The organism is Terricaulis silvestris (genome assembly GCF_009792355.1).
Lineage (GTDB): Bacteria > Pseudomonadota > Alphaproteobacteria > Caulobacterales > Aquidulcibacteraceae > Vitreimonas > Vitreimonas silvestris.
Map to the genome: position 1 here is coordinate 60,127 of NZ_CP047045.1, position 19,249 is coordinate 79,375.

General features: G+C 64.0%; 23 protein-coding genes and 1 riboswitch. Of the genes, 10 read left to right on the forward strand and 13 right to left on the reverse strand.

The window, feature by feature from the left end:
- Position 1 precedes the first annotated feature (1 nt).
- The 3 genes from DSM104635_RS00320 to DSM104635_RS00330 are packed head-to-tail and all read left to right on the forward strand — an operon-like array spanning position 2 to position 2,531.
- Positions 2–808 (forward strand): ABC transporter substrate-binding protein, encoded by an 807-nt coding sequence (locus tag DSM104635_RS00320; RefSeq protein ID WP_158764268.1) that lies wholly within the window; start codon positions 2–4, stop codon positions 806–808.
- Positions 805–1,767, forward strand: coding sequence for a FecCD family ABC transporter permease (locus DSM104635_RS00325; protein WP_158764269.1), 963 nt, complete (start codon positions 805–807; stop codon positions 1,765–1,767). The genes DSM104635_RS00320 and DSM104635_RS00325 overlap by 4 nt, the downstream gene beginning before the upstream one ends.
- Positions 1,764–2,531 carry an ABC transporter ATP-binding protein gene (locus DSM104635_RS00330; RefSeq protein ID WP_158764270.1) on the forward strand — a complete coding sequence of 256 codons (768 nt, stop codon included), beginning with the start codon at positions 1,764–1,766 and terminating at the stop codon, positions 2,529–2,531. The genes DSM104635_RS00325 and DSM104635_RS00330 overlap by 4 nt, the downstream gene beginning before the upstream one ends.
- Here DSM104635_RS00330 and DSM104635_RS00335 read toward each other — a convergent pair.
- The 7 genes from DSM104635_RS00335 to DSM104635_RS00365 form a co-directional block, all read right to left on the reverse strand.
- Entirely contained in the window at positions 2,528–4,324 is a 1,797-nt protein-coding gene (locus DSM104635_RS00335) for a long-chain-acyl-CoA synthetase (protein WP_158764271.1), read from the reverse strand. The genes DSM104635_RS00330 and DSM104635_RS00335 overlap by 4 nt on opposite strands.
- Before the next feature lie 83 nt (positions 4,325–4,407).
- Positions 4,408–6,408, reverse strand: a complete 2,001-nt coding sequence (locus tag DSM104635_RS00340) for a hybrid sensor histidine kinase/response regulator (protein WP_158764272.1) — start codon at positions 6,406–6,408, stop codon at positions 4,408–4,410.
- Positions 6,409–6,641: 233 nt separating this feature from the next.
- The gene (locus DSM104635_RS00345) at positions 6,642–7,439 is read right to left on the reverse strand and encodes a hypothetical protein (protein ID WP_158764273.1); all 798 of its coding nucleotides are present in this window, start codon (positions 7,437–7,439) and stop codon (positions 6,642–6,644) included.
- Positions 7,440–7,482: 43 nt separating this feature from the next.
- A complete protein-coding gene (locus tag DSM104635_RS00350) occupies positions 7,483–7,740 on the reverse strand; it encodes a hypothetical protein (protein WP_158764274.1) in 258 nt (85 codons plus the stop codon).
- Between the two features lie 44 nt (positions 7,741–7,784).
- Positions 7,785–8,441 carry a hypothetical protein gene (locus DSM104635_RS00355; RefSeq protein ID WP_158764275.1) on the reverse strand — a complete coding sequence of 219 codons (657 nt, stop codon included), beginning with the start codon at positions 8,439–8,441 and terminating at the stop codon, positions 7,785–7,787.
- A gap of 220 nt (positions 8,442–8,661) precedes the next feature.
- Positions 8,662–9,222: a hypothetical protein gene (locus tag DSM104635_RS00360; RefSeq protein WP_158764276.1), complete on the reverse strand. Its 561-nt coding sequence runs from the start codon at positions 9,220–9,222 to the stop codon at positions 8,662–8,664.
- Positions 9,223–9,266: 44 nt separating this feature from the next.
- Entirely contained in the window at positions 9,267–9,629 is a 363-nt protein-coding gene (locus DSM104635_RS00365; RefSeq protein ID WP_158764277.1) for a hypothetical protein, read from the reverse strand.
- Between the two features lie 147 nt (positions 9,630–9,776).
- On the opposite strand from DSM104635_RS00365, the gene DSM104635_RS00370 reads away from it, so the two are divergent.
- The 4 genes from DSM104635_RS00370 to DSM104635_RS00385 all read left to right on the forward strand — a co-directional run bounded on the left by DSM104635_RS00370 (position 9,777) and on the right by DSM104635_RS00385 (position 12,518).
- Entirely contained in the window at positions 9,777–10,421 is a 645-nt protein-coding gene (locus DSM104635_RS00370; protein WP_158764278.1) for a DUF5343 domain-containing protein, read from the forward strand.
- Entirely contained in the window at positions 10,421–10,999 is a 579-nt protein-coding gene (locus DSM104635_RS00375; RefSeq protein WP_158764279.1) for a Swt1 family HEPN domain-containing protein, read from the forward strand. The genes DSM104635_RS00370 and DSM104635_RS00375 overlap by 1 nt, the downstream gene beginning before the upstream one ends.
- A gap of 383 nt (positions 11,000–11,382) precedes the next feature.
- On the forward strand, positions 11,383–11,937 hold the full coding sequence (locus tag DSM104635_RS00380; RefSeq protein ID WP_158764280.1) for a hypothetical protein: 555 nt from the start codon (positions 11,383–11,385) through the stop codon (positions 11,935–11,937).
- The gene (locus tag DSM104635_RS00385; protein ID WP_158764281.1) at positions 11,934–12,518 is read left to right on the forward strand and encodes a GNAT family N-acetyltransferase; all 585 of its coding nucleotides are present in this window, start codon (positions 11,934–11,936) and stop codon (positions 12,516–12,518) included. The genes DSM104635_RS00380 and DSM104635_RS00385 overlap by 4 nt, the downstream gene beginning before the upstream one ends.
- Before the next feature lie 136 nt (positions 12,519–12,654).
- Here the strand turns inward: DSM104635_RS00385 and thiC are convergent, their stop codons facing one another.
- From thiC to DSM104635_RS00410, 5 genes are all read right to left on the reverse strand, one after another.
- Positions 12,655–14,505, reverse strand: a complete 1,851-nt coding sequence (gene thiC, locus DSM104635_RS00390) for a phosphomethylpyrimidine synthase ThiC (RefSeq protein WP_158764282.1) — start codon at positions 14,503–14,505, stop codon at positions 12,655–12,657.
- Positions 14,498–14,602: riboswitch (TPP riboswitch) on the reverse strand. Its footprint overlaps the gene before it by 8 nt.
- Positions 14,603–14,628: 26 nt before the next feature.
- On the reverse strand, positions 14,629–15,189 hold the full coding sequence (locus DSM104635_RS00395; RefSeq protein WP_158764283.1) for a hypothetical protein: 561 nt from the start codon (positions 15,187–15,189) through the stop codon (positions 14,629–14,631).
- A 6-nt stretch (positions 15,190–15,195) separates the two neighbouring features.
- The gene (locus DSM104635_RS00400) at positions 15,196–15,606 is read right to left on the reverse strand and encodes a hypothetical protein (protein WP_158764284.1); all 411 of its coding nucleotides are present in this window, start codon (positions 15,604–15,606) and stop codon (positions 15,196–15,198) included.
- A gap of 27 nt (positions 15,607–15,633) precedes the next feature.
- On the reverse strand, positions 15,634–16,056 hold the full coding sequence (locus DSM104635_RS00405; protein WP_158764285.1) for a hypothetical protein: 423 nt from the start codon (positions 16,054–16,056) through the stop codon (positions 15,634–15,636).
- Between the two features lie 25 nt (positions 16,057–16,081).
- Positions 16,082–16,786: a hotdog family protein gene (locus tag DSM104635_RS00410; protein ID WP_158764286.1), complete on the reverse strand. Its 705-nt coding sequence runs from the start codon at positions 16,784–16,786 to the stop codon at positions 16,082–16,084.
- Between the two features lie 99 nt (positions 16,787–16,885).
- Here DSM104635_RS00410 and DSM104635_RS00415 point away from each other — a divergent pair, with 99 nt between their 5' ends.
- The 3 genes from DSM104635_RS00415 to DSM104635_RS00425 are packed head-to-tail and all read left to right on the forward strand — an operon-like array spanning position 16,886 to position 18,359.
- Positions 16,886–17,038, forward strand: a complete 153-nt coding sequence (locus DSM104635_RS00415; protein ID WP_158764287.1) for a hypothetical protein — start codon at positions 16,886–16,888, stop codon at positions 17,036–17,038.
- 3 nt (positions 17,039–17,041) lie between these two features.
- Positions 17,042–17,860, forward strand: coding sequence for a helix-turn-helix domain-containing protein (locus tag DSM104635_RS00420; RefSeq protein WP_158764288.1), 819 nt, complete (start codon positions 17,042–17,044; stop codon positions 17,858–17,860).
- Positions 17,861–17,888: 28 nt separating this feature from the next.
- Positions 17,889–18,359 carry a DUF6265 family protein gene (locus tag DSM104635_RS00425; RefSeq protein ID WP_158764289.1) on the forward strand — a complete coding sequence of 157 codons (471 nt, stop codon included), beginning with the start codon at positions 17,889–17,891 and terminating at the stop codon, positions 18,357–18,359.
- Here the strand turns inward: DSM104635_RS00425 and DSM104635_RS00430 are convergent.
- Positions 18,356–19,204 (reverse strand): pepsin/retropepsin-like aspartic protease family protein, encoded by an 849-nt coding sequence (locus DSM104635_RS00430; protein WP_158764290.1) that lies wholly within the window; start codon positions 19,202–19,204, stop codon positions 18,356–18,358. The two genes, DSM104635_RS00425 and DSM104635_RS00430, sit on opposite strands and share 4 nt — an antisense overlap.
- Between the last annotated feature and the right edge of the window lie 45 nt (positions 19,205–19,249).

Below are 19,249 nucleotides of genomic sequence, written 5' to 3' on the forward strand. Positions count from 1 at the left end.
GTTGCGGTGGTTGATCTGTGCGATGGCGCTTGCATGCGCGCTCCCGGCGCACGCTGAACCGCGCCGTATCGTGTCGCTGGACTATTGCGCCGACCAATTCGTGCTCGCGCTCGCCGACCGCAACCAGATCGCCGCGCTCTCACGCGGCTCGCTGCGCGACGATTCCTATTTTCGCGATCGCGCGCGCGGCATCCGCCAAACACGCGGAACGCTAGAAGAGGTGCTGGCGCTGCGTCCCGATCTCGTCGTCCGCAATTGGGGCGGGCCGTGGGATGCGGAGGCGGTCTACGGCCGCTTTGGCGTGCCGGTGCTGCAAGTCGGCGACACGCCGGACTTCGTGACGGCGAGCGCGGATCTGCGCGACGCGGCGCGCTCGCTCGGCCACGCCGATCGGGGAGAGGCTATCGCCCGCGATCTAGACTCGCGTTTATCGCGCCTCGCGGATTCGGCGCCGCATCAGCGTAGCGCCGTTATGTACCTCTCCGCGGGCGGCGCAGTCGCAGGCTCGGGCACGATGATGGACGCGATCATCACCGCCGCTGGCGGGCGCAATCTGCGCACCGATGCGAGCTGGGCGGTGATGCCGCTTGAACGCCTGGTGGAAACACCGCCCGCGCTCATCGCGCTCGGCTTCTTCAACAGCGGCCGCGAGCAGGTGAACGCATGGTCGCCATCGCATCATCCAGCGTTGCGCCGCGCACTGCGTGAAGCGCGCACGGTCCAGCTGCCGACCGCAGCGATTTCATGCCAAGCCTGGTACGCCATCGACGCCGCCGAAACCATCGCCGCTGCGTTGCGCGCGCCATGAACGCATCGCTCCGCGCGTCGTTCGTGTTGGCGTTGATCGGCGCCGTCGCACTCGCTGCCGGCCTCGCGCTCGGCCCTGTCGCCACTAGCATCCTTGCTACCGACGAAACCTCCCGCGTCATCGTCTGGGAGATTCGCTTTCCGCGCTCGCTGACCGCCTGGCTCGTTGGCGCAGCACTCGGTCTCTCGGGCGCGGCGCTGCAGGGTTTGTTGCGCAACCCGCTCGCGGATTCCGGCGTGCTCGGGCTTTCTGGGTTTGCCGCGCTCGGCGCTGTGATCGCTTTCGCCTTCGGCTTCGCCGCGTTCGCTCCGCTGCTCGCGCTGCTGTTCGCGCTTCTGGCCGCAATGCTGGTGACTACCCTCGGCTGGGCCGCGCGCGGGCCGGCGAGCTTGGTGCTGATCGGCGTCGGCCTCTCCAGTTTCGCCGGCGGGCTAATCGCGCTCGCGCTCAATCTGGCGCCTAACCCCGGCGCGTTGGCCGACCTGGTGAATTGGACGCTCGGCTCCGTGGAAGGCCGTTCGCTCGAACACGTCGCGTTGGTTGCCGGATTTCTCGTCGTCGGCGCAGCGTTCATTTTCGCTGCCGCGCGCGGCTTGCAAGCACTCACGCTCGGCGAAGAAGCCGCCGCCGCGATCGGCGCAAATCTCACGCGCACGCGCACGCTCGTCGTGCTCGGCGCCGCCGCTTGTACGGGTGGCGCGACGGCTGTCGCTGGCGTGATTGGCTTTGTTGGCATTGCCGCGCCGCATCTGGTGCGCGCGCTCGCGGGCCACGACCCAGCGCGTTTGCTGTTGCCGAGCGCGCTGGCCGGCGGCGCCATGCTCGTGTGCGCTGACGTCGCGGTGCGATTGTTGCCGACGGATACCGAACTCAAACTCGGCGTCGCCGCAGCCCTGATCGGCGGGCCGGTGTTTGCGTTGATCGCGGCGCGCCTCGCTTCGCGGGGAGGCGATGCATGAGCGCGTTGATAGAACTCGTAGGCGTCAGTGTATTTCTCGGCGGCCGTCTGGTCGTCGAGGAAATCTCACTCGCTATCGAACGTGTACAAATCGTTGCGCTGCTCGGCCCAAATGGCGCCGGCAAAACGACATTGATGCGCGCCGCACTCGGTCTCGCGCCGATCGAGTTCGGCGCAGCGCAGCTGATGGGCGACGATCCGATGCTGTTGTCGGCGCGCGCGCGCGCCTTGCGCGCCGCGTATTTGCCACAGCGCCCGCAGTCGATCTGGCCTATCAATGTCGAACACCTCGTAGCCCTCGGTCGTTTCGCGCACGGCGCCGCGCCCGATCGCTTGTCGCCGCCGGATCAAGCCGCCGTCGATGCCGCGCTCGAGGCGTGCGCGCTGACGCCGCTGCGCGCGCGCCGCATGGACGAGATCAGCGGCGGCGAGAAGGCGCGCGCACATCTTGCCCGCGCGCTCGCCCAGCACGCGCCGCTCTTGGTGTTAGACGAGCCGACTGCCGGACTCGATCCGGCGCAAGCGCTGAGCGTCGCCGATATTCTCACGCGACACGCCGCAAGCAGCGGCGCCGTTCTTTTCTCCACCCACGACGTGGCGCTCGCTGCGCGCATTGCGCATCAAGTCGTTCTTTTGCGTGAAGGCCGCGTCATCAGCACGGGCGCGCCGCGCGAGGCGCTGACGCCGCAATCGCTCGAAGCAGCTTACGCGCGCAAGGGCAGGTTGGAGCAAATCGGCGACACATTGGTCGCCGTGTTCGACTAAAGCTTGAAGCCGCCGCTCTGAATCTTCGCGTATACCTCCGGCGTCACGCGGATATAGGTGTGCGTTTCCGGGCAATCGAAATAGAGTTCCTGCTCGATCTTAGCCGGATCGAAGCCGTCGCGCACCAGATCGACCTTGCGATACTTGAACGTGCCGGTCGTTTCGATCGCTGGCGTCATGCGAATGAAGAGCGGTCGCGCATAGTTCGGCAGCTCGCGCATCAGGAAGTCGCGCAAGCCGTCAAGCTTGAACTCCGCGCCGGGCGTGATCGCCGCCATGCCGGCGCGGCCGTCGATGCGATCGATTTTCACACCGTAGACGTTCGCTTCGTCAACGCCGGGATAGCGCGCGATCACTTCGGCCACCTCTGTGGTGGAAACGTTCTCGCCCTTCCAGCGGAACGTGTCGCCGATGCGGTCGACAAAATAGAAATAGCCCTCCGCGTCCTGGCGCATCAGATCGCCCGTGCGGAACCAGGCATCGCCAAGTTCGAACACGTCGCGCAAGACCTTGCGTTCTGAAGCGGCCTTGTCGGCGTAGCCGCTATAATTGTGACGGGCGTCGTCCTTGATCAGACCAATCGCTTCGCCTGGTTCGCCCACATCGGTCAGCAGGCAAAGGCCGTCCGGCCCACGCACGGGCGCCTCCGCTTCAACGTCGAACTTCACCAGACGCACCGCGAAACTACCACGCAGATAGCCGGGTATGCGCCCGATCGCGCCGGGTTGCCCGTCGAAGTTGAACATCGAGACGTTGCCTTCGGTCGAGCCATAGAACTCGAGAATGTTCTTCACGCCGAACCGCTCTTGAAACTCGGTCCACACCTCGGGGCGTAATCCGTTGCCGAACGCGAGCTTCAGCCGATGCGCGCGCTCTTTCGGATGCGGCGGCTGATTGACCAGGTAGCGGCAGAGTTCGCCGATATAGACAAAGATCGTGCAATCGTTGTCGGCGACGTCATCCCAGAAATGAGTCGCGGAGAACTTGCGCCGCAGCACCAGCGTGCCGCCATTCAGCAGCGCCGCGCCTACGCCGCACAAACCGCCCGTCGAATGATAAAGGGGCAGCGCGCAATAGACCTTGTCTTCCGCGTTGGAATTGGTCGCGCCCGCGAACGCCCGCATATAGAGCTGCGCCCGCGTGTGCGTGATCTTCGCCGCTTTCGGCATGCCGGTGGTGCCGGAGGTATAAATGTAGAGCGCGACATCGCGCGCCTTCAGGCCGGCGCGACGTCCGCGCGATGGGCGCTCCGGCGGCAGCTTCGGTTCGTGCAGATCGAGCTTGCGCCGGCTCTCGCCTTCGTCTTCGCCATCGATCACCCAATAAGTGAGCGGCTTGGCCAGACCAGCACGGATCGTCTCGACCGCGGCCAGCGTTTCCTTGTCGGTGATAACGTGTTGTGCGCCGGAGATGCGGAGACAATGCGCCAAAGCGGCGCCGGTTAGGTTGTTGTTGATCAGCGCAGTCGCGGCGCCGACCTTCGCAAGCCCGGCCCACGCGGGGATGTACTCGGCGCGATTGGGCAGCAGTAACGCGACAGTGTCGCCCGTCTTCACGCCTTGCCCATCGGCCCATGCCGCGAAGCGATTGGCCAACGCGTCGAGCTGGCGATAGGTGTAGCGCTGGCCTTCGAAGATGAGCGCGGTGTGGTCTTCAAAGCGATCGACCGCGTTCTCAAAATCGTCGCAGATGAGATCGTCGGAGTCGGAATCGATCTTGCGCACCCGCCACAGCGTGCGCGCCAAGCCGCTTAGAAATCTGATCTCGCGCCCGATCCGCGCCGCGGGGTTCATCACATGCTCCGAGGCGTACTTAGTGGGCTTCGAACCGAATCGAAACCGAGACGCAGCGTCACACGGCAATCGTTATTCGGCTGTTACGCGGCAAGCACGTCGCGCACGGCTTCGATCAGCGCGCGCTCGTCGAATGGCTTGCGCAGCAGCGTGGGGCGCGCTTCGGAGGCCTCAAGCGCATCCGCATCGGCGTAACCCGAAACGATTAGCACGCGCAGCGCGCCGTTGGAGCGGGCCTTGGCGTGCTCGGCAAGTTCGAGACCGGTCATGCCCGGCATAGAATAGTCCGTCAGGAGCAGATCGGGGAGGCGAGTTTCCAGCAGCCGCAAGGCCGCGCCCGCATCTTCGGCTTCCACTGCGTCATAGCCGGCTTCACGCAACGTCTCCGCCATGAACGTCCGAACGCCCGGTTCGTCGTCGACGACGAGCACGCGCTTGCCGTCTCCGCCGGAAAGATCGACGCGCGCCGGCGCTTCGACCTCGCCGTTTTTCACCGCGGGCGCCTGCGTTTTCGGCAGGACAAGCCGCACAGTTGATCCGCGGCCCGGCGCGCTATCGATCTCGACATGCCCGCCCGATTGTCGCGCCGCGCCGAACACTTGCGCGAGGCCAAGGCCCGTGCCTTTGCCGGCGGGCTTGGTGGTGAAGAACGGTTCGAAGGCGCGATCGACAACATCTTTCGGCATGCCCATGCCCGTGTCGCGCACGGCGAGATCGATGCAGCCCTCTTTCTCCGAAGGCTGTGCGATGATCTCGATGCGCCCCCCCTCTGGCATTGCGTCGCGCGCATTGATGACGAGATTGAGGATGGCGAGTTCGAGCTGATTGGCGTCGGTGCGCACCCACCGCGCTTCAGGATGCAGGCTAAATTCGAGAGTAGTGCCTGCATCGACGGAACGGCGGAGCAATTCTTCCATACCGGGCACAACCTCGTGCAGATCGACCGCCGCCAACTCCATTTGTTTTCCACGCGAGAAGGCCAGCAATTGCTTGGTCAATTTGTCGCCGCGCTGGGCGGCGTCGAGCATGTGCAGCGCGATCTCGCGCTGCTTGGGATCTTCGACGCGCTTCAGCAGCATGTTGAGGCCGCCAATGACGACGGTGAGCAGATTGTTGAAATCGTGCGCCACGCCGCCGGTGAGCTGACCGATGGCTTCGAGCTTCTGTGTCTGAGCCATGCGCGCCTCGGCTTGGCGTCGCTCGGCAAGATCGCGCAGCGCCCAAACAATCAGCGCCGCCGCCAACGCTAACGCGAGCAAAGCGCCGATGACAACGGAGAGGTACGAATACGTGCGCGGCGTATTGATCAGCGAGGAGGCGATGGCGATGTGCGTCGACCAGCCTGACGTCGGTGAGGTCACATAGGCCGTCGAACTCCGGAAGCCCTCCGAGGTAACGCCTTCGTAGATGCCGCTGGTTTCGCCGCTGACGATCGCATTGCGCACATAGGATGTGGCCGGCGTGCCGACGCGCCGTTCATAGTCAGCGCTGCGGGCGATGAAATTGCCTTCGCGATCGACCAAGGCCGTAATCGCTTCCGTCGGCGAGTGGCGCAGAATGACAGCCTGAAAAATCTGCGGATCCACCGCGACGGTTAGAAGATAAGAGCCATCGCCCCCGATGGGCACGTGCAAATACACACACGGACAATTCGGCCCGTCGCGCCGCACTTCGCCGACGCCGTTGCTGTTGACGGTGATGGCTGGATTGAGCGGCGCCGAACTCAATTGGAAGGATCGGCGGGTGCTGAAAATCTCGCGGCCGCTTTCGAGGTCGGACACGATCACGTTGCGCCAGTGCGGATTGAGCGACGCGAATTCGCGCGAGCGATCGTAAGCGGCTCTCCATTGCCGGCGATCGAACATGTCGGCGCTGGCGAGCACCTCCATCAGGGCGAAGTCCGATTGCAGGCGCGCATCGACCAGTTCGACGATTTGTTGCGCGTTCGTCAGAGTGCGGCGTTCGACTTCTTCGCGCTCGCGGCCAAACGCGAACGAGAGCTGGATCACCACCAGGATCACGATCGGCAACGCAAGCGCGGCGCCGATCAGTACAAACGATCTTTGACTGGGCGTGCCCTGCAAACTTTCCTCGCGCGGGCGCGACCTTAAGGGCCGTATCCGCCTGCGGCAATCGGGAACCCGGACCGGTTTATGTCTGGATGCGCTCGATCAGTGCGAAAGCGGGCAGAATTGCCAACATCCAGGTGATCAGAATGGCTTGGCCTTGCATCTGCGTCATCCTCGTTTGCTCGAGAATGTTTCTAGCTGCGCTCCGTTGCGGCGGTGTTTCGCGATCGTTTCACAGTCGTGGCGATTTAGGGGCAGCCTTGCCAATGCGCCGCCAGCGCATCGCGCCAGGCTTGTTCGCCTTCGTGGCCATCGGCGACGCGTTGCAGTACGAGCGAATAATTGTCGTAGCCCGGATGGTTCGGTTCGTTGAAGCGGGCTTCGACGACGTAGCCTTCGCGGGCATCGAGCCAGAGTGAACCGTTGAGCGCACCGCCGACATCGTAGCGGATCGTGTCGCGGTTCTGGCGTTGCGCTTCGCCGATGAAAGTAGCATCGGCGCGGCCGCGACTGGTGACGAATGGGCCGCTGCCGCTTTCGTCTGGCCAGGTGAGGACGACGAAGAAGGCGAAGTTTTCGCGCGGCGCCGCACGGCCTTCCATCATGGCGGAGATGTCGGCGAGATCGAAATCGTAGAGACGGTAGGGCGCCGGGATGCGTTCGAGGCGTTCGTAGACGCTGGCTTGGGGCACTTCGACGTTGATGGTGCGATCGTTCAAGTTCGCGTTGAAGGTGGCGAAGGCTTCTTGGGTGCTTTCGCGGGTTAGGCGGCCGCCGATTAGTTGCGAGGCTTCGCCTCGGGTGAGATCGAATTGTGCTGTGACGTAGGCGGCGTTGGTGCAGTTTTCGACTTGCTTCGATACCGCGACCCGGGCGCGGCTTTCGCGGTGGATGATGATGCGCTCCGGCATGGTGCCGTCTTGGTTCGAGCGGACGTAGAACGCGGTGCGGCCGACCGGGTCGGTGGCTTCGGCGGGAACCGCGGTGGAGGCGGCGCTTGAGCAGCCGGCCAGGAGGAGGGCGGAGAGGAGGGCGTTTCGGATCATGTCCCGGAGATGCTCGCCCGGCGCGATTGGATGCAGCGCGCGCTCAATTCGCTTTGTCGCCCTCGGGGTAGGCGCCGGCGTGATCCATGAACCAGCGGCCGGGCGGGTTGACCATGTTGAGGAAGCGGAGCGCTTTTTCGTCGGCGATTTCCTTTGACGGAAACACGTCTGGCCCGCCGTGGATGCCAGGGAACAGCGTGCCGAGCGGAAAAATGTCGAGCACGCGATAGACGCGGTAATAGTTGCGCCAGCCCTTCGCGGGCGGCGCGTGCGGGATCGGGGAGGGTTTGAGCTCCAGCATAAGGGTTAGGTGAGGCGCGGGCGCTGGAAGATCAAGCGCCGGTGCTAGGTGGAGTCGAATGCGCCGCTGGCTGTGAGCGCCGCGTCGTACGAGACCCAGAAATCGTCTTCGCCGATGAGCGGGATCAGCTCGGCCGCGTAGTGCAGCATCGGCCGCGCGCGATGGGGCGTGGCGTAGAGGCGGGCGGCGAGACGTTTGGCGTAGGGTGCGGGATCGTTGAACACGCGCAGCAGCGCTTCGGCACGCTCGGCGAGGGGCCAGGCGGAGTAGAAGCGGCGCTCTCTTGGACCGCCGGCTTCCTGCCGGCATTCGGTGTTTCGACTTTCACCGGCCTGCGCCGGTTGCAACGCCGGTTTGCCGGCTGGAAGCCGGCGGTCCGAGAGCGAGAAACACCGAAAGCTCACGCGCCAATCTTCCGGCGCGTCGGCGCTGAAACCGATTTCGCGGCGCTTTCGCGTGCGGCGCGGCCAGAGGAGCGGGCGCGTGTTTGGTTTTGGCAGCGCTGCGGCTTCGAGCAGCAGGAGTTGACGCATTAGCGTTTCACCAGCGCGGAGCCATTTGGTGATGAGGCGCCATTGATCGCGCAGCAGCGTGTGCTCCGCCGCGATCTCTTGCGGCGCGCCGAACAGGTTGAACAGCGTCAGGATGAAATCCTGCGCGATTTGCCAGTGGCGGCGATTGGTGTGGCGGGTGTCGAACATTTGCGCGGGGAGTTTAGCGCGGGGTGGGGGCGGTCGGATTCAATGAACCCTCTCCCGCGCGAGCGAGAGAGGGCAGGGTGAGGGTTAGCGCTGGAGTTGGACGCGGTTGGCGCAGTGAAAGGTGCGGCGTTCTTTGTGGAAACGGTGGTGCTCCACCCTCACCCTGCCCTCTCCCTCCCATTGGAGGGAGAGGGTTCTAGACGGGTGCAATCCTCCGGATTTAGCTTCGGCAATCCGCCAGCACGCGCTGGAGCATCGCGTCGTGGCGGATGCGGGTGGTGTCGCCGGCGGCTTGGACGGCGAAGCCTTCGGCGCTGGCGGCGATCGCGTCGAGACGGGGATCGATGGCGCGGACTTGCGCCGAGATGTTCGGCAGGCCTTCGTTGAAGCTGCGCGCGTCGAACACGTAGCGCGCGCCGGGGGTGATGATGCCGAGGCCGGTCGGTTGATCGGGCGTGAGCTCGATGTCGCGCGTGAGCGCGATCGTGCGGCTGGCGCGATTGCAGACCCAGGTGAACGACGCTTCGGTCTCCTCGCCGCCGAACGCCGCGCTGGTGAACGCGCCGTCGCCGGACGCAGTGTAGAACCAGCGGCCGATCAGTTCGGGATCTTGGTCGACATCGTCCCAGGTGAACGCGGGATTGTCGGAGAGCGCGTTGGGATCGCGGATGGTGGTGTTGGTTGATGCTGTGGCTGACGACTGCGCGGCTGGTGACTCAGCCGCAGGCTGAGTCGGCGGCGCGGGCGGGGTGCAGGCGGTTAGGAGGAGGGCGAGGGGCATGATTGACACTGAGCGCATTTCCCTAGCCATCCAACTTTGCTGCATCAGCTCTGTTCGTCTTCCTCGGAGGGATCTGTTTCGAGCATTCCGAGCGCGAGAGCCCAGACTGACTCCGGATGATTTTGATCAATCTGCGGCCACGCACGCGAGTTCTTGAACGACTTGAAGGTGTAGGCTTTCGCGCTTTCGAGCCCCTGAACTTTTAGAACAACAAATCCCCTGTCGGTGCGGACCATTGTTAAGCCAAGCTCCCGAAGAGCTTCGTCGACTTCCGCCAGGTGCGCGTCACGGAGGTAGGTGCGCTTTCCTATGACCCGCAATGTGCGCTCTGAAACTCGCATTCGAGGCTGAGCAAACTCTATAAACATCAGGCTGGCGTAGGCGGCGACTTCGCTTGCAGTTCTCATCGTCCAACTCCTGGTCCATTAGAACCACTGTATGGTTCATAAGAACCAATAATCAGACCAAGTCAAGCGGCATACGGATTGCCGCACATCCCCCTTTTGTTCCCAGGCCGAATCGGATAAGGAACAAATCGAGAAAGGTTTCAACCAATGGCTGCAGCCAAGCTTCCGTATATGACCTCGCCGGGTGTGATCCCAAAAATTCTTGCAAAGATGCAGGAGGCGAGGCGACCGGATCGATTTACCCAAGATTTCCTTGCCAACAAGCTTGGTCACTCGGGCGGCGGTTCGATGCCGATAATCCCGCTGCTTAAGCGGATGGGCTTCTTGGCATCTGACGGCACGCCTACCCCGCTGTACGATCGGTTTCGCGATCCAGCGACGCAGGGTGCTGCCGTCGCAGAAGGAATGCGCACGGCGTACTCAGAACTTTTTGATCGCAGTGTCTACGCGGGCGACCTTTCGAAGGACAAGGTTCAAGCATTGATCATGGAGGTTACCGGCGGTGCAAAAGATGATCGCACCGTCGAGTTTACGCTCTCGACTTTTTGGGCGTTGAAGCAAATGGCCGATTTTGAAGCATCACTTGACGCTGGTGGAGAGAGGGCAAAGCCGCCTCTCTCCGCGGTGGAGCAAGAACGTCAACTCCCGGTTCATACGCCGCGCGTGTCTGCCGGCGCAGATGTTGGATTGAACTTGGCTTACACGATCAATCTCGTTTTGCCCGAGACGACAAATCCTGATGTCTTCGCGGCCATCTTCCGTTCTTTAAAAGAAAATCTGTTGAGGCCCTAGTGCGAGCCGAAGATGCCATTCGCCTGTTCGGTTTGAATAACCTCGCGATCGAGTCGGAACTCCGCCGAGTCGAGGACTCAATTGATGTTGATCTTGGCCATCGCCGACGTGGTCAGGAGGACACGGATCAGGCCTATTACCCGCAGTTCTCTGAGAAGCTCAGGGACGAAGCTGCTGCCATGGCTGGTCACTACGCGATCTTCTACTGTCTGGAGAATACCATTCGGACAGTGATCGTCGAGCGCATGAAAGAGCACTCTTCCAACTGGTGGGACGAGAAAGTGCCCGAGGCTGTGCGGAAGAACGCGCAAGCAAATAAGAACAAGGAAACGAGCACGGCAATTACGCCCCGATCTGCGGATCTGATTGACTACACGAACTTCGGAGAGCTCGGTGAAATCATAAAGATCAATTGGGATGTATTTGGCGATATGTTTCGTGATCTTCGGGCGGTCGAGCGAGTGCTCGCGAACCTCAATACTCTCCGCGCGCCGATCGCTCATTGTAAGGCGCTGGCCGATGACGAAGTCGTGCGTCTGCACCTCAGCCTGAGAGATTGGTTCCGACAAATGGAGTAGTACGATGAGTGGGCAGTACTATATCAGCGATGATTATATTTACGGCCCAACCGACAGCGGCCGATTCTATGTCTCGGACGGATACATTTATGGACCGCGCAATAGCGGCAGGTACTATATCTCTGACGGCTATATCTACGGCCCGAAAGACAGCGGAAAATTCTACATTTCCGACGGCTACATCTACGGTCCCGGAATCCCGCCGTTCTTGCGAGATGACTAACCGCCTTCTCTTGGTGCGCCTGACCCTAACTTCTGGCTTGCGGCAAAGGGCTAATCGGCATTACAACCATAGGGTGTAATGCCGAAAAGGGCCGTTCTGCATGGATTTGTCTGGGTTTGCGCGGTTTGTTGATGCGGAGGGGCGGTGTTCTGATCCGCGGATGATCAACGCGGTGGCGGCGTATTGCGGCGTGTCGTTGGCGGGGCCGGAAGACATCGCGCATGCGCGCGCGCTCTGTGCGGCGACGATTTCCGAGAATGTCGTCAGCGTCGAGACACTGCAGCAGGTGCAGAACATCACGGGCGCCAGCGTGTTCGTTGCGCGCGAGCGTGGCGTGGTCACCGGCATGACGGCGTTCTTCCTGGTGCGCGCCGAAGGCATGCGCGCGCTCGACGAAGGGCGCTTCGATACGCTGAACATCGATCCCGAGCTGATCTGCCGGCCGCGCGAGAAGCCGGCGGGCGGGTATGCGTGGGGCTTCGCGGGCTCGACCGATCGCGGCGCGGGGCGCGCGGTGAAAGCGTCGGTCGCGGTGCGCGAGACGTTGTTCTGGGCGCTGCCGGGTTATACGCGCGCGGCGACGGATGACGGCGCGCGGCTGATCTTCGGCTCGCTCGGCTTTGTGCCGGTGGCGGGCGATCCGTCGCTGGCGCGCTATGAGGGGCGTGATCAGCCGCTGATCGGACTGCACGCGTCGGCCGCCGAAGCGGCATGAACGCAGCGCGCCCGGCGGTGGAGGTCAGCGTCGTGCGCACGCTCGACCAGCTGCCGCAAATCTATGCGCTGCGCGGCATCGTTTACATGGGCGAGCAGGATTGTCCGTTCGAGGAAGAGTTCGACGGCAATGATCTCAGCGGCGCGACGCATCTGGTGGCGCGGATCGGGCGCGAGCCGGTGGGGGCGATCCGGATTCGTTGGTTTGCGGGCTTCGCTAAATTGGAGCGCGCGGCGGTGCTGCGGCGCTATCGCGAGAGCGGCGTGGCGCATGCGTTGTGGAGCGCCAGTGCGGCGATCGCGGCGCGCAAGGGCTATCGCTTCGTGCTGGGGCATATCGAGCCGCGGCTGCTTGGGTTTTGGGAACGCTGCGCTGGGTTTCGCTTGCGCGAGGGGCGGCCGCCGTTTCGGTTTTCCGATCGCGACTATGTCGAGGTGATCGCGGAGCTGCCGGCGTGCGCCGATGCTGTGACGTTGAACGCGCCGCCGCTGGTGCTGCTGCGGCCCGAGGGCGCGTGGGATGTCGCCGGCGTGCTGGATGACAGCGTCGCGCGCGATGCGCGCGTGCGCGGGGCGGCTTGACTCTGAACCCTCTCCCTCCTTTGGGAGGGAGAGGGCAGGGTGAGGGTGGAGCGCAATCGTCAAAGAATGGGAGCGCGGCGCTCCGCGCCGCATGCGCGGCGGAGCCGCGCGCTCCAACCTGCAAACGCCGGCGGCGCTAGTCGATCGGGGCGCGCTTTTTGCCCGTCGGATGCACGTAGATTTCGCTGCCGACTTCTTTGAATTTTTCGCTCATCTCGGCCATGCCGCGTTCGGCTTCTTCTTTTTTCGCGGCGTAGTCGCGGACGTCTTGGGTGATTTTCATGCTGCAGAATTTTGGGCCGCACATGCTGCAGAAGTGTGCGGTTTTGTGCGCGTCTTTGGGCAGCGTTTCGTCGTGGTAGGCGCGGGCGGTGTCGGGGTCTAGGCCGAGGTTGAACTGGTCTTCCCAGCGGAATTCGAATCTTGCGCGGGAGAGGGCGTCGTCGCGCGTGCGCGAATAGGGATGGCCTTTGGCGAGGTCGGCGGCGTGGGCGGCGAGCTTGTAGGTGATGACGCCGGTTTTAACGTCGTCTCGATCGGGCAGGCCGAGGTGTTCTTTCGGCGTGACGTAGCAGAGCATCGCGGTGCCGAACCAGCCGATCATCGCCGCGCCAATGGCGGAGGTGATGTGGTCGTAGCCGGGGGCGATGTCGGTGGTGAGGGGGCCCAGCGTGTAGAAGGGCGCCTCGCCGCAGACGGCGAGCTGCTTATCCATGTTGGCTTTGATCTTGTGCATGGCGACGTGGCCGGGGCCTTCGATCATCACTTGCACGCCGTGCGCCCAGGCGACTTTGGTGAGTTCGCCGAGGGTTTCGAGTTCGGCGAATTGCGCGGCGTCGTTGGCGTCGGCGATGGAGCCGGGGCGCAAGCCGTCGCCGAGTGAGAAGCTCACGTCGTAGGCGCGCATGATTTCGCAGATCTCTGCGAAGTGGGTGTAGAGGAAGCTCTCTTTGTGGTGGCTGAGGCACCACTTGGCCATGATCGAGCCGCCGCGGCTGACGATGCCGGTGACGCGCTTGGCGGTGAGGTGGATGTAGGCGAGCCGCACGCCGGCGTGGATGGTGAAATAGTCGACGCCTTGCTCGGCCTGTTCGATCAGCGTGTCGCGGTAGACTTCCCAGGTGAGATCTTCGGCGACGCCGTCGACTTTTTCGAGCGCCTGGTAGATTGGCACGGTGCCGATGGGTACTGGACTGTTGCGGATGATCCAATCGCGGATGTTGTGGATGTTGCGGCCGGTGGAGAGGTCCATCACCGTGTCGGCGCCGTGGCGGATGGCCCAGACCATCTTGTCGACTTCCTCGGCCATGGAGGAGGTGACGGCGCTGTTGCCGATATTGGCGTTGATCTTCACGAGGAAGTTGCGGCCGATAATCATCGGCTCGAGTTCGGCGTGGTTGATGTTGGCCGGAATGATGGCGCGGCCGCGGGCAATTTCTTCGCGGACGAATTCCGGGGTGACGAAATCGGGGATCGATGCGCCGAAGTCTTCGCCGTCGCGGATGAAGGGCTGCGTTGCTTCGCGGCGCATGTTTTCGCGGATGGCGACGTATTCCATCTCCGGCGTGATGATGCCGCGGCGGGCGTATTCGAGCTGCGTAACCGTGGCGCCAGCTTTGGCGCGGAGCACTTTGTTCATCACCGGGAAGGCGGGCGTGAGTTTTTCGGGTGAGACGTTGCCGTTGTCGACGTCCTGCACGGTGCGGCCTTCGATCTCTTCGACGTCGCCGCGCGCGCGCACCCACGCTTCGCGCGTGCGGGCGAGGCCGGTGTTGATGTCGATGGCAGCGTCGGCGTCGGTGTAGGGGCCGGATGGATCGTAGATCGTCACTGGTGGTTCGTTGGCGGTGTGATGCACCGCGACTTCGCGGAATGGCACACGCAGATCCGGATGCGCGCAGCCGGACGCGTACACTTTACGAGAGCCAATGAGCGGGCCGGTCGTGACCGCTGGTGTAAACGCGGCTTGGTTCTCGGGCTTATTCATAAGCGCTCCTCCCTCCGCCGGTGCTAACCGGTTCAGGTTCGACGGGTCAGGGCGGGTTGCCCAATCTCAGCCGCGTGCGGCCCCCCGGGAATGACGCTGCTCTACGCCCCGGGGGCGCGCGCTTCAAGGGCGGAGCGTATCCTGGATCAGCTGCTTCAGCTTTTGTGCGTCGGGGAGCCCGGCGATGCGGCCGCGGAAGTTGTCGCGCTTGTGTTTGCCGGAGGGGCCGTAGTCGAACAGCAGCACGTGGGCGTCAGAGCCGCCGCCGCGCGCGTCCATGACGTGGAAGTAGGACGCGTCGTAGTCGATCAAGCCGCGCCGCGACACGATGATGAAGCGGCGATCCGTCAGCGCGTAGTGCGTGCTCCAGCTATCGAGCAGGGCGGATGTGTGCTCCCAAGCGGCGCGCAGGAAGAAGAAGCTCAGCACCAGGGAGAAGAGCAGGGCGCCAGCGGGAAGCGCGAGCCACGGATCGAGCGCTACGGGAAACGATTCCGGGATGGCGCTCGAGACGACGTTCCAACCGATCACGATGACGAATGCCGTCATTGCCCAGACAATGACGACGACGGGAAGTCGATTGCGGAACAGCGCGTGCGCCGCGGGCTGATGGCGCCAGACGACGCGCTCGCCCGTCGCGAGATGGCGGGAGACGGGATCGTCGCTGGATCGTCGCGCGGTCACCGCGCGTCAGACATTCTTGGCGAACCAACCGACATAGCTGAGCCAGGCGCCGAGCAGGCCCAGCACGAGCGTGATGCCCAGCAGCATGGGGTGGGTGTCGGCGACTTGGCCGGCGATGTTGATCAAAACTTCCGGCATCACCATCAGCATGGCGCCCCGGACGACGAGAATGAGCGCCAGCATGGTGAGAAGCGTGGCGGCGGCGGAGCCCAGATGGTGGTGCGCGGTGTAGAAGACGAGGCCGAGCACGAGCGTCCAGATGCCGGTGATCATGACCAGCGGTGCGTCTTGCATCATCGTCGGCATCAGCATCGGAAACGTCTCGTAGCGCGAGAAGATCATGAGGCCGAGGAGGATGAGGAAGGGTCCCGCGACGCGGGCGCAGAATCGTGTAGCGGCGACTTGCGCTTCGTTCATGCTGTCTCCCCGGAGCACGGCGTGAGCCTAGACGGCGGCGGTAGGCTTTGCAAACCAGCCGACGAAGGTGAGCCAGGCGCCGATCAGGAGTGCGATGAGTCCGGCGATGATGAGCGCGGGGCCGGCGCCTGTGATCGCGGCGTGCGCGAGGCCGGCGATGATGCTGGGTGCGAACATCAACAGCACGCCGCGGATGATGGTGGTGACGGCGAGGAGCGAGATGACGATGGCGGGAAGGCCTTTCCAGTGATGATGGAAGACAAACAATGTGACGCCGCAGATGAGCGTGAACATGCCAGTGACGAAAGCGAGCGGACCGTCGCTGAGGATGCCGGGGACGATCAGCACGATGTCGTCCATGCGCGCGATCACGACGGCGCCGGCCAGGAGCAGGATCGGCCCAACGATGCGGGCTGCGATGCGGGTCGCAAGGGCTTGAGAGTCGGTCATGGCGTCACCTCGTGTGGCAACGCTCCTAGGCCTGTTTCGGTTCGATCCAAAGCGCTTCCGCGCGCGCGATGACAGCGCCTTGCGCGGTGTAGAGCACGGCGGCGCCCCAGTGCTTGCGGCCGTCTTCGCGGATCGGCCAGGCGGCGACGATCAGCTCTTCGCCGGTGCGCGGGAGTGCTGCGTCGATCGATGCGGTGAGGCTTGCGAGGAGCGCCGGTTTGCCGGCATGCGTGAGCGCCCAATAGCTTGGGCAATCGAGTGCGGCGTGGATGAATTCGGGGCGGACGATGCCGTTTGCGTCGGCGAGATCGGCGCCAGGAGTCCAAGTGCACGCGACCATGTCGCGGCCTTCGACTTTGCCGGTGAAGAGGTCGAGGCCGTCGTGCGCGGGACGTGACTGGCCGCAGACGAAGCAAGTTGGGTAGCGATGGTCGGCAAAGCCGGCGTAGCGCTTTGCTGCGTCGCGCGCCTCGGCGAGCGTAGGCGCAGGCGGGGCGACGAGATCGAACGCGACGGGTTTAGCCTCGCCAACGAGGACGTCGCCATCGTGCAGTGTGGCGAGGTAGCTATCGGCTTCGAGAGTGAGCGGCTTTTCCAGTGGCGGGGGCACACGCAAAATCGCTTGCGAGGGGCCGTCGATTTCTTTCGCCAGCAATCCGCAGACGTAGCCGCCATTGCCTGAGCCGGGCGGGCCGTTGAAGCGGGATGCGATGGAGATGGTGCGGGTCATGCGTGTGTTGTTCGCCTGGAAAGCGAGGCGACACTAGCGACGTTGGTTACACTTGTCGCGCGCCGCACTCCTGCCACAGTGCGGCGCGACGGAGACGCCATGGGCACGCCTGCGGACTACACCATTATTGTGCTGCTTGTGGCGCTGGGCGTGGGCGTGTGGACCATGTTCGATCGCGTCGTGTCGATGCAGCGCGATGTCGAGGCGATCAAGCGCAAGCTGGACGTGCTGGATCCGCCGGGTCCGACCTGAGCGATGACTGCCCCGGACTATCGCGAGTATCCGCCGCGGCCGGCGCTCCGGGATTATGTGCGTTGCGTGTGGACGTTCGTTGCGCCGGCGGATGACGCGCCGCAGCCGATCGCGCCGGATGGATGCTGCGAACTGATCGTGCACGTGCGGGCGCCGTATCTGGAGCGCGGCGAAGGCGGCGATGTGGTGCAGCCGCGCGTGCTGTTTGCGGGGCAGATCACTGAGCCGCTGAATCTGGTTGCGCAGGGCGAGACCGGCGTTGTTGGCGTGCGCTTTCAGCCGTGGGCAGCGCGGGCGTTCTTGGGCGCGGATGCCAGCGGCGCGACGGACAAGCGGGTTGATCTTGCTGCGCTAGACGGCAAAGCCGCTGCGATGCTTCCGCGTGCGCAGGCTTCAGTCGAATCAGGGTCTTGGGTTGATGCCGCGCAGGACTACGTCGCGACGCGGGTTTGGAATGCGTCGATCGATCCGCATGTGCGCGCCGCTGTGGAAGCGCTCGAGGCAGAGCGCGAGGCGCCGGCGCCATCGGGCTTGAGCGAGCGGCAATGGCAGCGGCGGTTCAAGGCGGAGGTTGGGATCTCGCCGCGAGAGCTGCAGAGCGTGTTTCGATTTCGCCGCGTGTTCGATGCGATAGAGCGGCCAGGGCCGCCGGGATGGGTCGAGGCGGCGCTGGCGGCGGGGTATTTCGATCAGCCGCAGATGGCGCGGGATTTTCGGCGCTATCTTGGGCTCTCATCGCGGCAATGGGCGGCGCAGCGTGTTGGCTTGGCGAAAGCGCTGATGTCGGAAACTTACAAGAAGGATGGCGCCGGGCCGCGCTAGGTGCAGGCTTGGATCAGGGGAGACGCGCGTGCGCATTTTGGCGGCAATCGGTTTCGCGTTGGGCTTGAGCGCGTGCGGAGTCTCGGCGCAAGGGGCGGCGAGCACGTCGCCCGACTGGATCAGCGGCTATTGGCTCTCGTGTGTTGACGGGCGCGAGACGGCGGAGAGCTGGATCGGCGCTGGCACGGGGACGTTGCTCGGTGCGAATTCAAGTGGCGGCGGGTTTGAGTTCTTGCGCATCGCGGCGAACGAAGACGGCGGTTTGAGTTATTACTCGATGCCGAACGGCGCGTCGCCGCCGACGGCGTTCGCAATGACGAGCTATGCCGATCAGCGCGTGGTGTTCGAGAACCCGCAGCACGATTTTCCGCAACGCATCGTCTATGAGCGCGATGGCGACGTGATGGTGGCGCGGATTGAAGGCCCGATGGACGGGCGCACCGAGTCGATGGAGTGGCGCTTCCAGCGCGCGGAGCAGGATGCGCACTGTCCGGCTTAGGCGTGCGGTGTGACCCAGAGGCGGCGCTCGGCGGGATCGAGCGTAATTGTGAGCTGGCGTAGCAGCTCCATGCCGACATTGCCGTGCGGCAGACCCTCCATGAAGGTGATCTCGGGATTGGTGATGTTGAGTGGGCCGACTTGGGCCGCGCCGTTGAGCGTGGCGCGATAGAGTGTGCGCTCGCCGTTGATGAGCCGCGCGCGGCCGGCTTCGACCAGCGGCGTTGAGAGCGGCAAAGTGTCAGCCATTTCGCGCGGAAGCGCGAGGCTGGCGGGAGAGCCGGTGTCGAGATGCGCGAGCAGGCGTTGGCCGGTGGGGAGCGTGACCCAGATCGACGGCAGCGGGCGCGGGCCGTCGTCGTAGGGCGTGGCTTCGGTGGTGGGAATGGTGGCGGATGATTTCGTCAGCGGCTGCATGCGCGCGTTCTGGAAGTCGAGCAGCAGCAGATTGCCGGTGAAGATGTTGGCGCTGAGCACGGCGACCGTGTCGGGCCGGAGCATCGGAATGGCGATGGCGCGGAAGTCCGGCACGGCGACGCCGTTCATGGCGGCGTTGATCACCGTGGTCATGAAGCCTTCGATGGTTTCACCACCGGCGCCGCTGCGCACGCCAGCCACGCCTTCGTTGGGCAAGCTCAGCTGCTCGGCGAGCGGGCGATGGATGGCGGAGCCGGAGGCGCCGGTGTCGAAAATGGCTTCGCCTTGATCGGCGCCGTTGATGAAGAGCCGCACGCGTGGTTGGCCACGGCGGAGATCGAGCGGGATGGTTGCTGTGTCTTCGGCGAATGCGATTTGCGCGCCGAACGGCGCTGCGGCGGCGGCAAACAGGAATGCGCGGCGGTGCATTGGCAATCTCCCCAAGCCGCGCACGCTAAAGGCGCCGTGTTTCAG

What these genes read in the sequence shown, in the direction of transcription:
- DSM104635_RS00330 (WP_158764270.1), top strand. Translation starts at nt 1,764, where the DNA reads ATGAGCGCGTTGATAGAACTCGTAGGCGTCAGTGTATTTCTCGGCGGC.
- thiC (WP_158764282.1), bottom strand. Translation starts at nt 14,505, where the DNA reads ATGAATAAGCCCGAGAACCAAGCCGCGTTTACACCAGCGGTCACGACC.
- DSM104635_RS00345 (WP_158764273.1), bottom strand. Translation starts at nt 7,439, where the DNA reads ATGATCCGAAACGCCCTCCTCTCCGCCCTCCTCCTGGCCGGCTGCTCA.
- DSM104635_RS00365 (WP_158764277.1), bottom strand. Translation starts at nt 9,629, where the DNA reads ATGAGAACTGCAAGCGAAGTCGCCGCCTACGCCAGCCTGATGTTTATA.
- DSM104635_RS00400 (WP_158764284.1), bottom strand. Translation starts at nt 15,606, where the DNA reads ATGAACGAAGCGCAAGTCGCCGCTACACGATTCTGCGCCCGCGTCGCG.
- DSM104635_RS00335 (WP_158764271.1), bottom strand. Translation starts at nt 4,324, where the DNA reads ATGAACCCCGCGGCGCGGATCGGGCGCGAGATCAGATTTCTAAGCGGC.
- DSM104635_RS00385 (WP_158764281.1), top strand. Translation starts at nt 11,934, where the DNA reads ATGAACGCAGCGCGCCCGGCGGTGGAGGTCAGCGTCGTGCGCACGCTC.
- DSM104635_RS00430 (WP_158764290.1), bottom strand. Translation starts at nt 19,204, where the DNA reads ATGCACCGCCGCGCATTCCTGTTTGCCGCCGCCGCAGCGCCGTTCGGC.
- DSM104635_RS00420 (WP_158764288.1), top strand. Translation starts at nt 17,042, where the DNA reads ATGACTGCCCCGGACTATCGCGAGTATCCGCCGCGGCCGGCGCTCCGG.
- DSM104635_RS00370 (WP_158764278.1), top strand. Translation starts at nt 9,777, where the DNA reads ATGGCTGCAGCCAAGCTTCCGTATATGACCTCGCCGGGTGTGATCCCA.
- DSM104635_RS00380 (WP_158764280.1), top strand. Translation starts at nt 11,383, where the DNA reads ATGATCAACGCGGTGGCGGCGTATTGCGGCGTGTCGTTGGCGGGGCCG.
- DSM104635_RS00355 (WP_158764275.1), bottom strand. Translation starts at nt 8,441, where the DNA reads ATGTTCGACACCCGCCACACCAATCGCCGCCACTGGCAAATCGCGCAG.
- DSM104635_RS00415 (WP_158764287.1), top strand. Translation starts at nt 16,886, where the DNA reads ATGGGCACGCCTGCGGACTACACCATTATTGTGCTGCTTGTGGCGCTG.
- DSM104635_RS00410 (WP_158764286.1), bottom strand. Translation starts at nt 16,786, where the DNA reads ATGACCCGCACCATCTCCATCGCATCCCGCTTCAACGGCCCGCCCGGC.
- DSM104635_RS00405 (WP_158764285.1), bottom strand. Translation starts at nt 16,056, where the DNA reads ATGACCGACTCTCAAGCCCTTGCGACCCGCATCGCAGCCCGCATCGTT.
- DSM104635_RS00360 (WP_158764276.1), bottom strand. Translation starts at nt 9,222, where the DNA reads ATGCCCCTCGCCCTCCTCCTAACCGCCTGCACCCCGCCCGCGCCGCCG.
- DSM104635_RS00325 (WP_158764269.1), top strand. Translation starts at nt 805, where the DNA reads ATGAACGCATCGCTCCGCGCGTCGTTCGTGTTGGCGTTGATCGGCGCC.
- DSM104635_RS00350 (WP_158764274.1), bottom strand. Translation starts at nt 7,740, where the DNA reads ATGCTGGAGCTCAAACCCTCCCCGATCCCGCACGCGCCGCCCGCGAAG.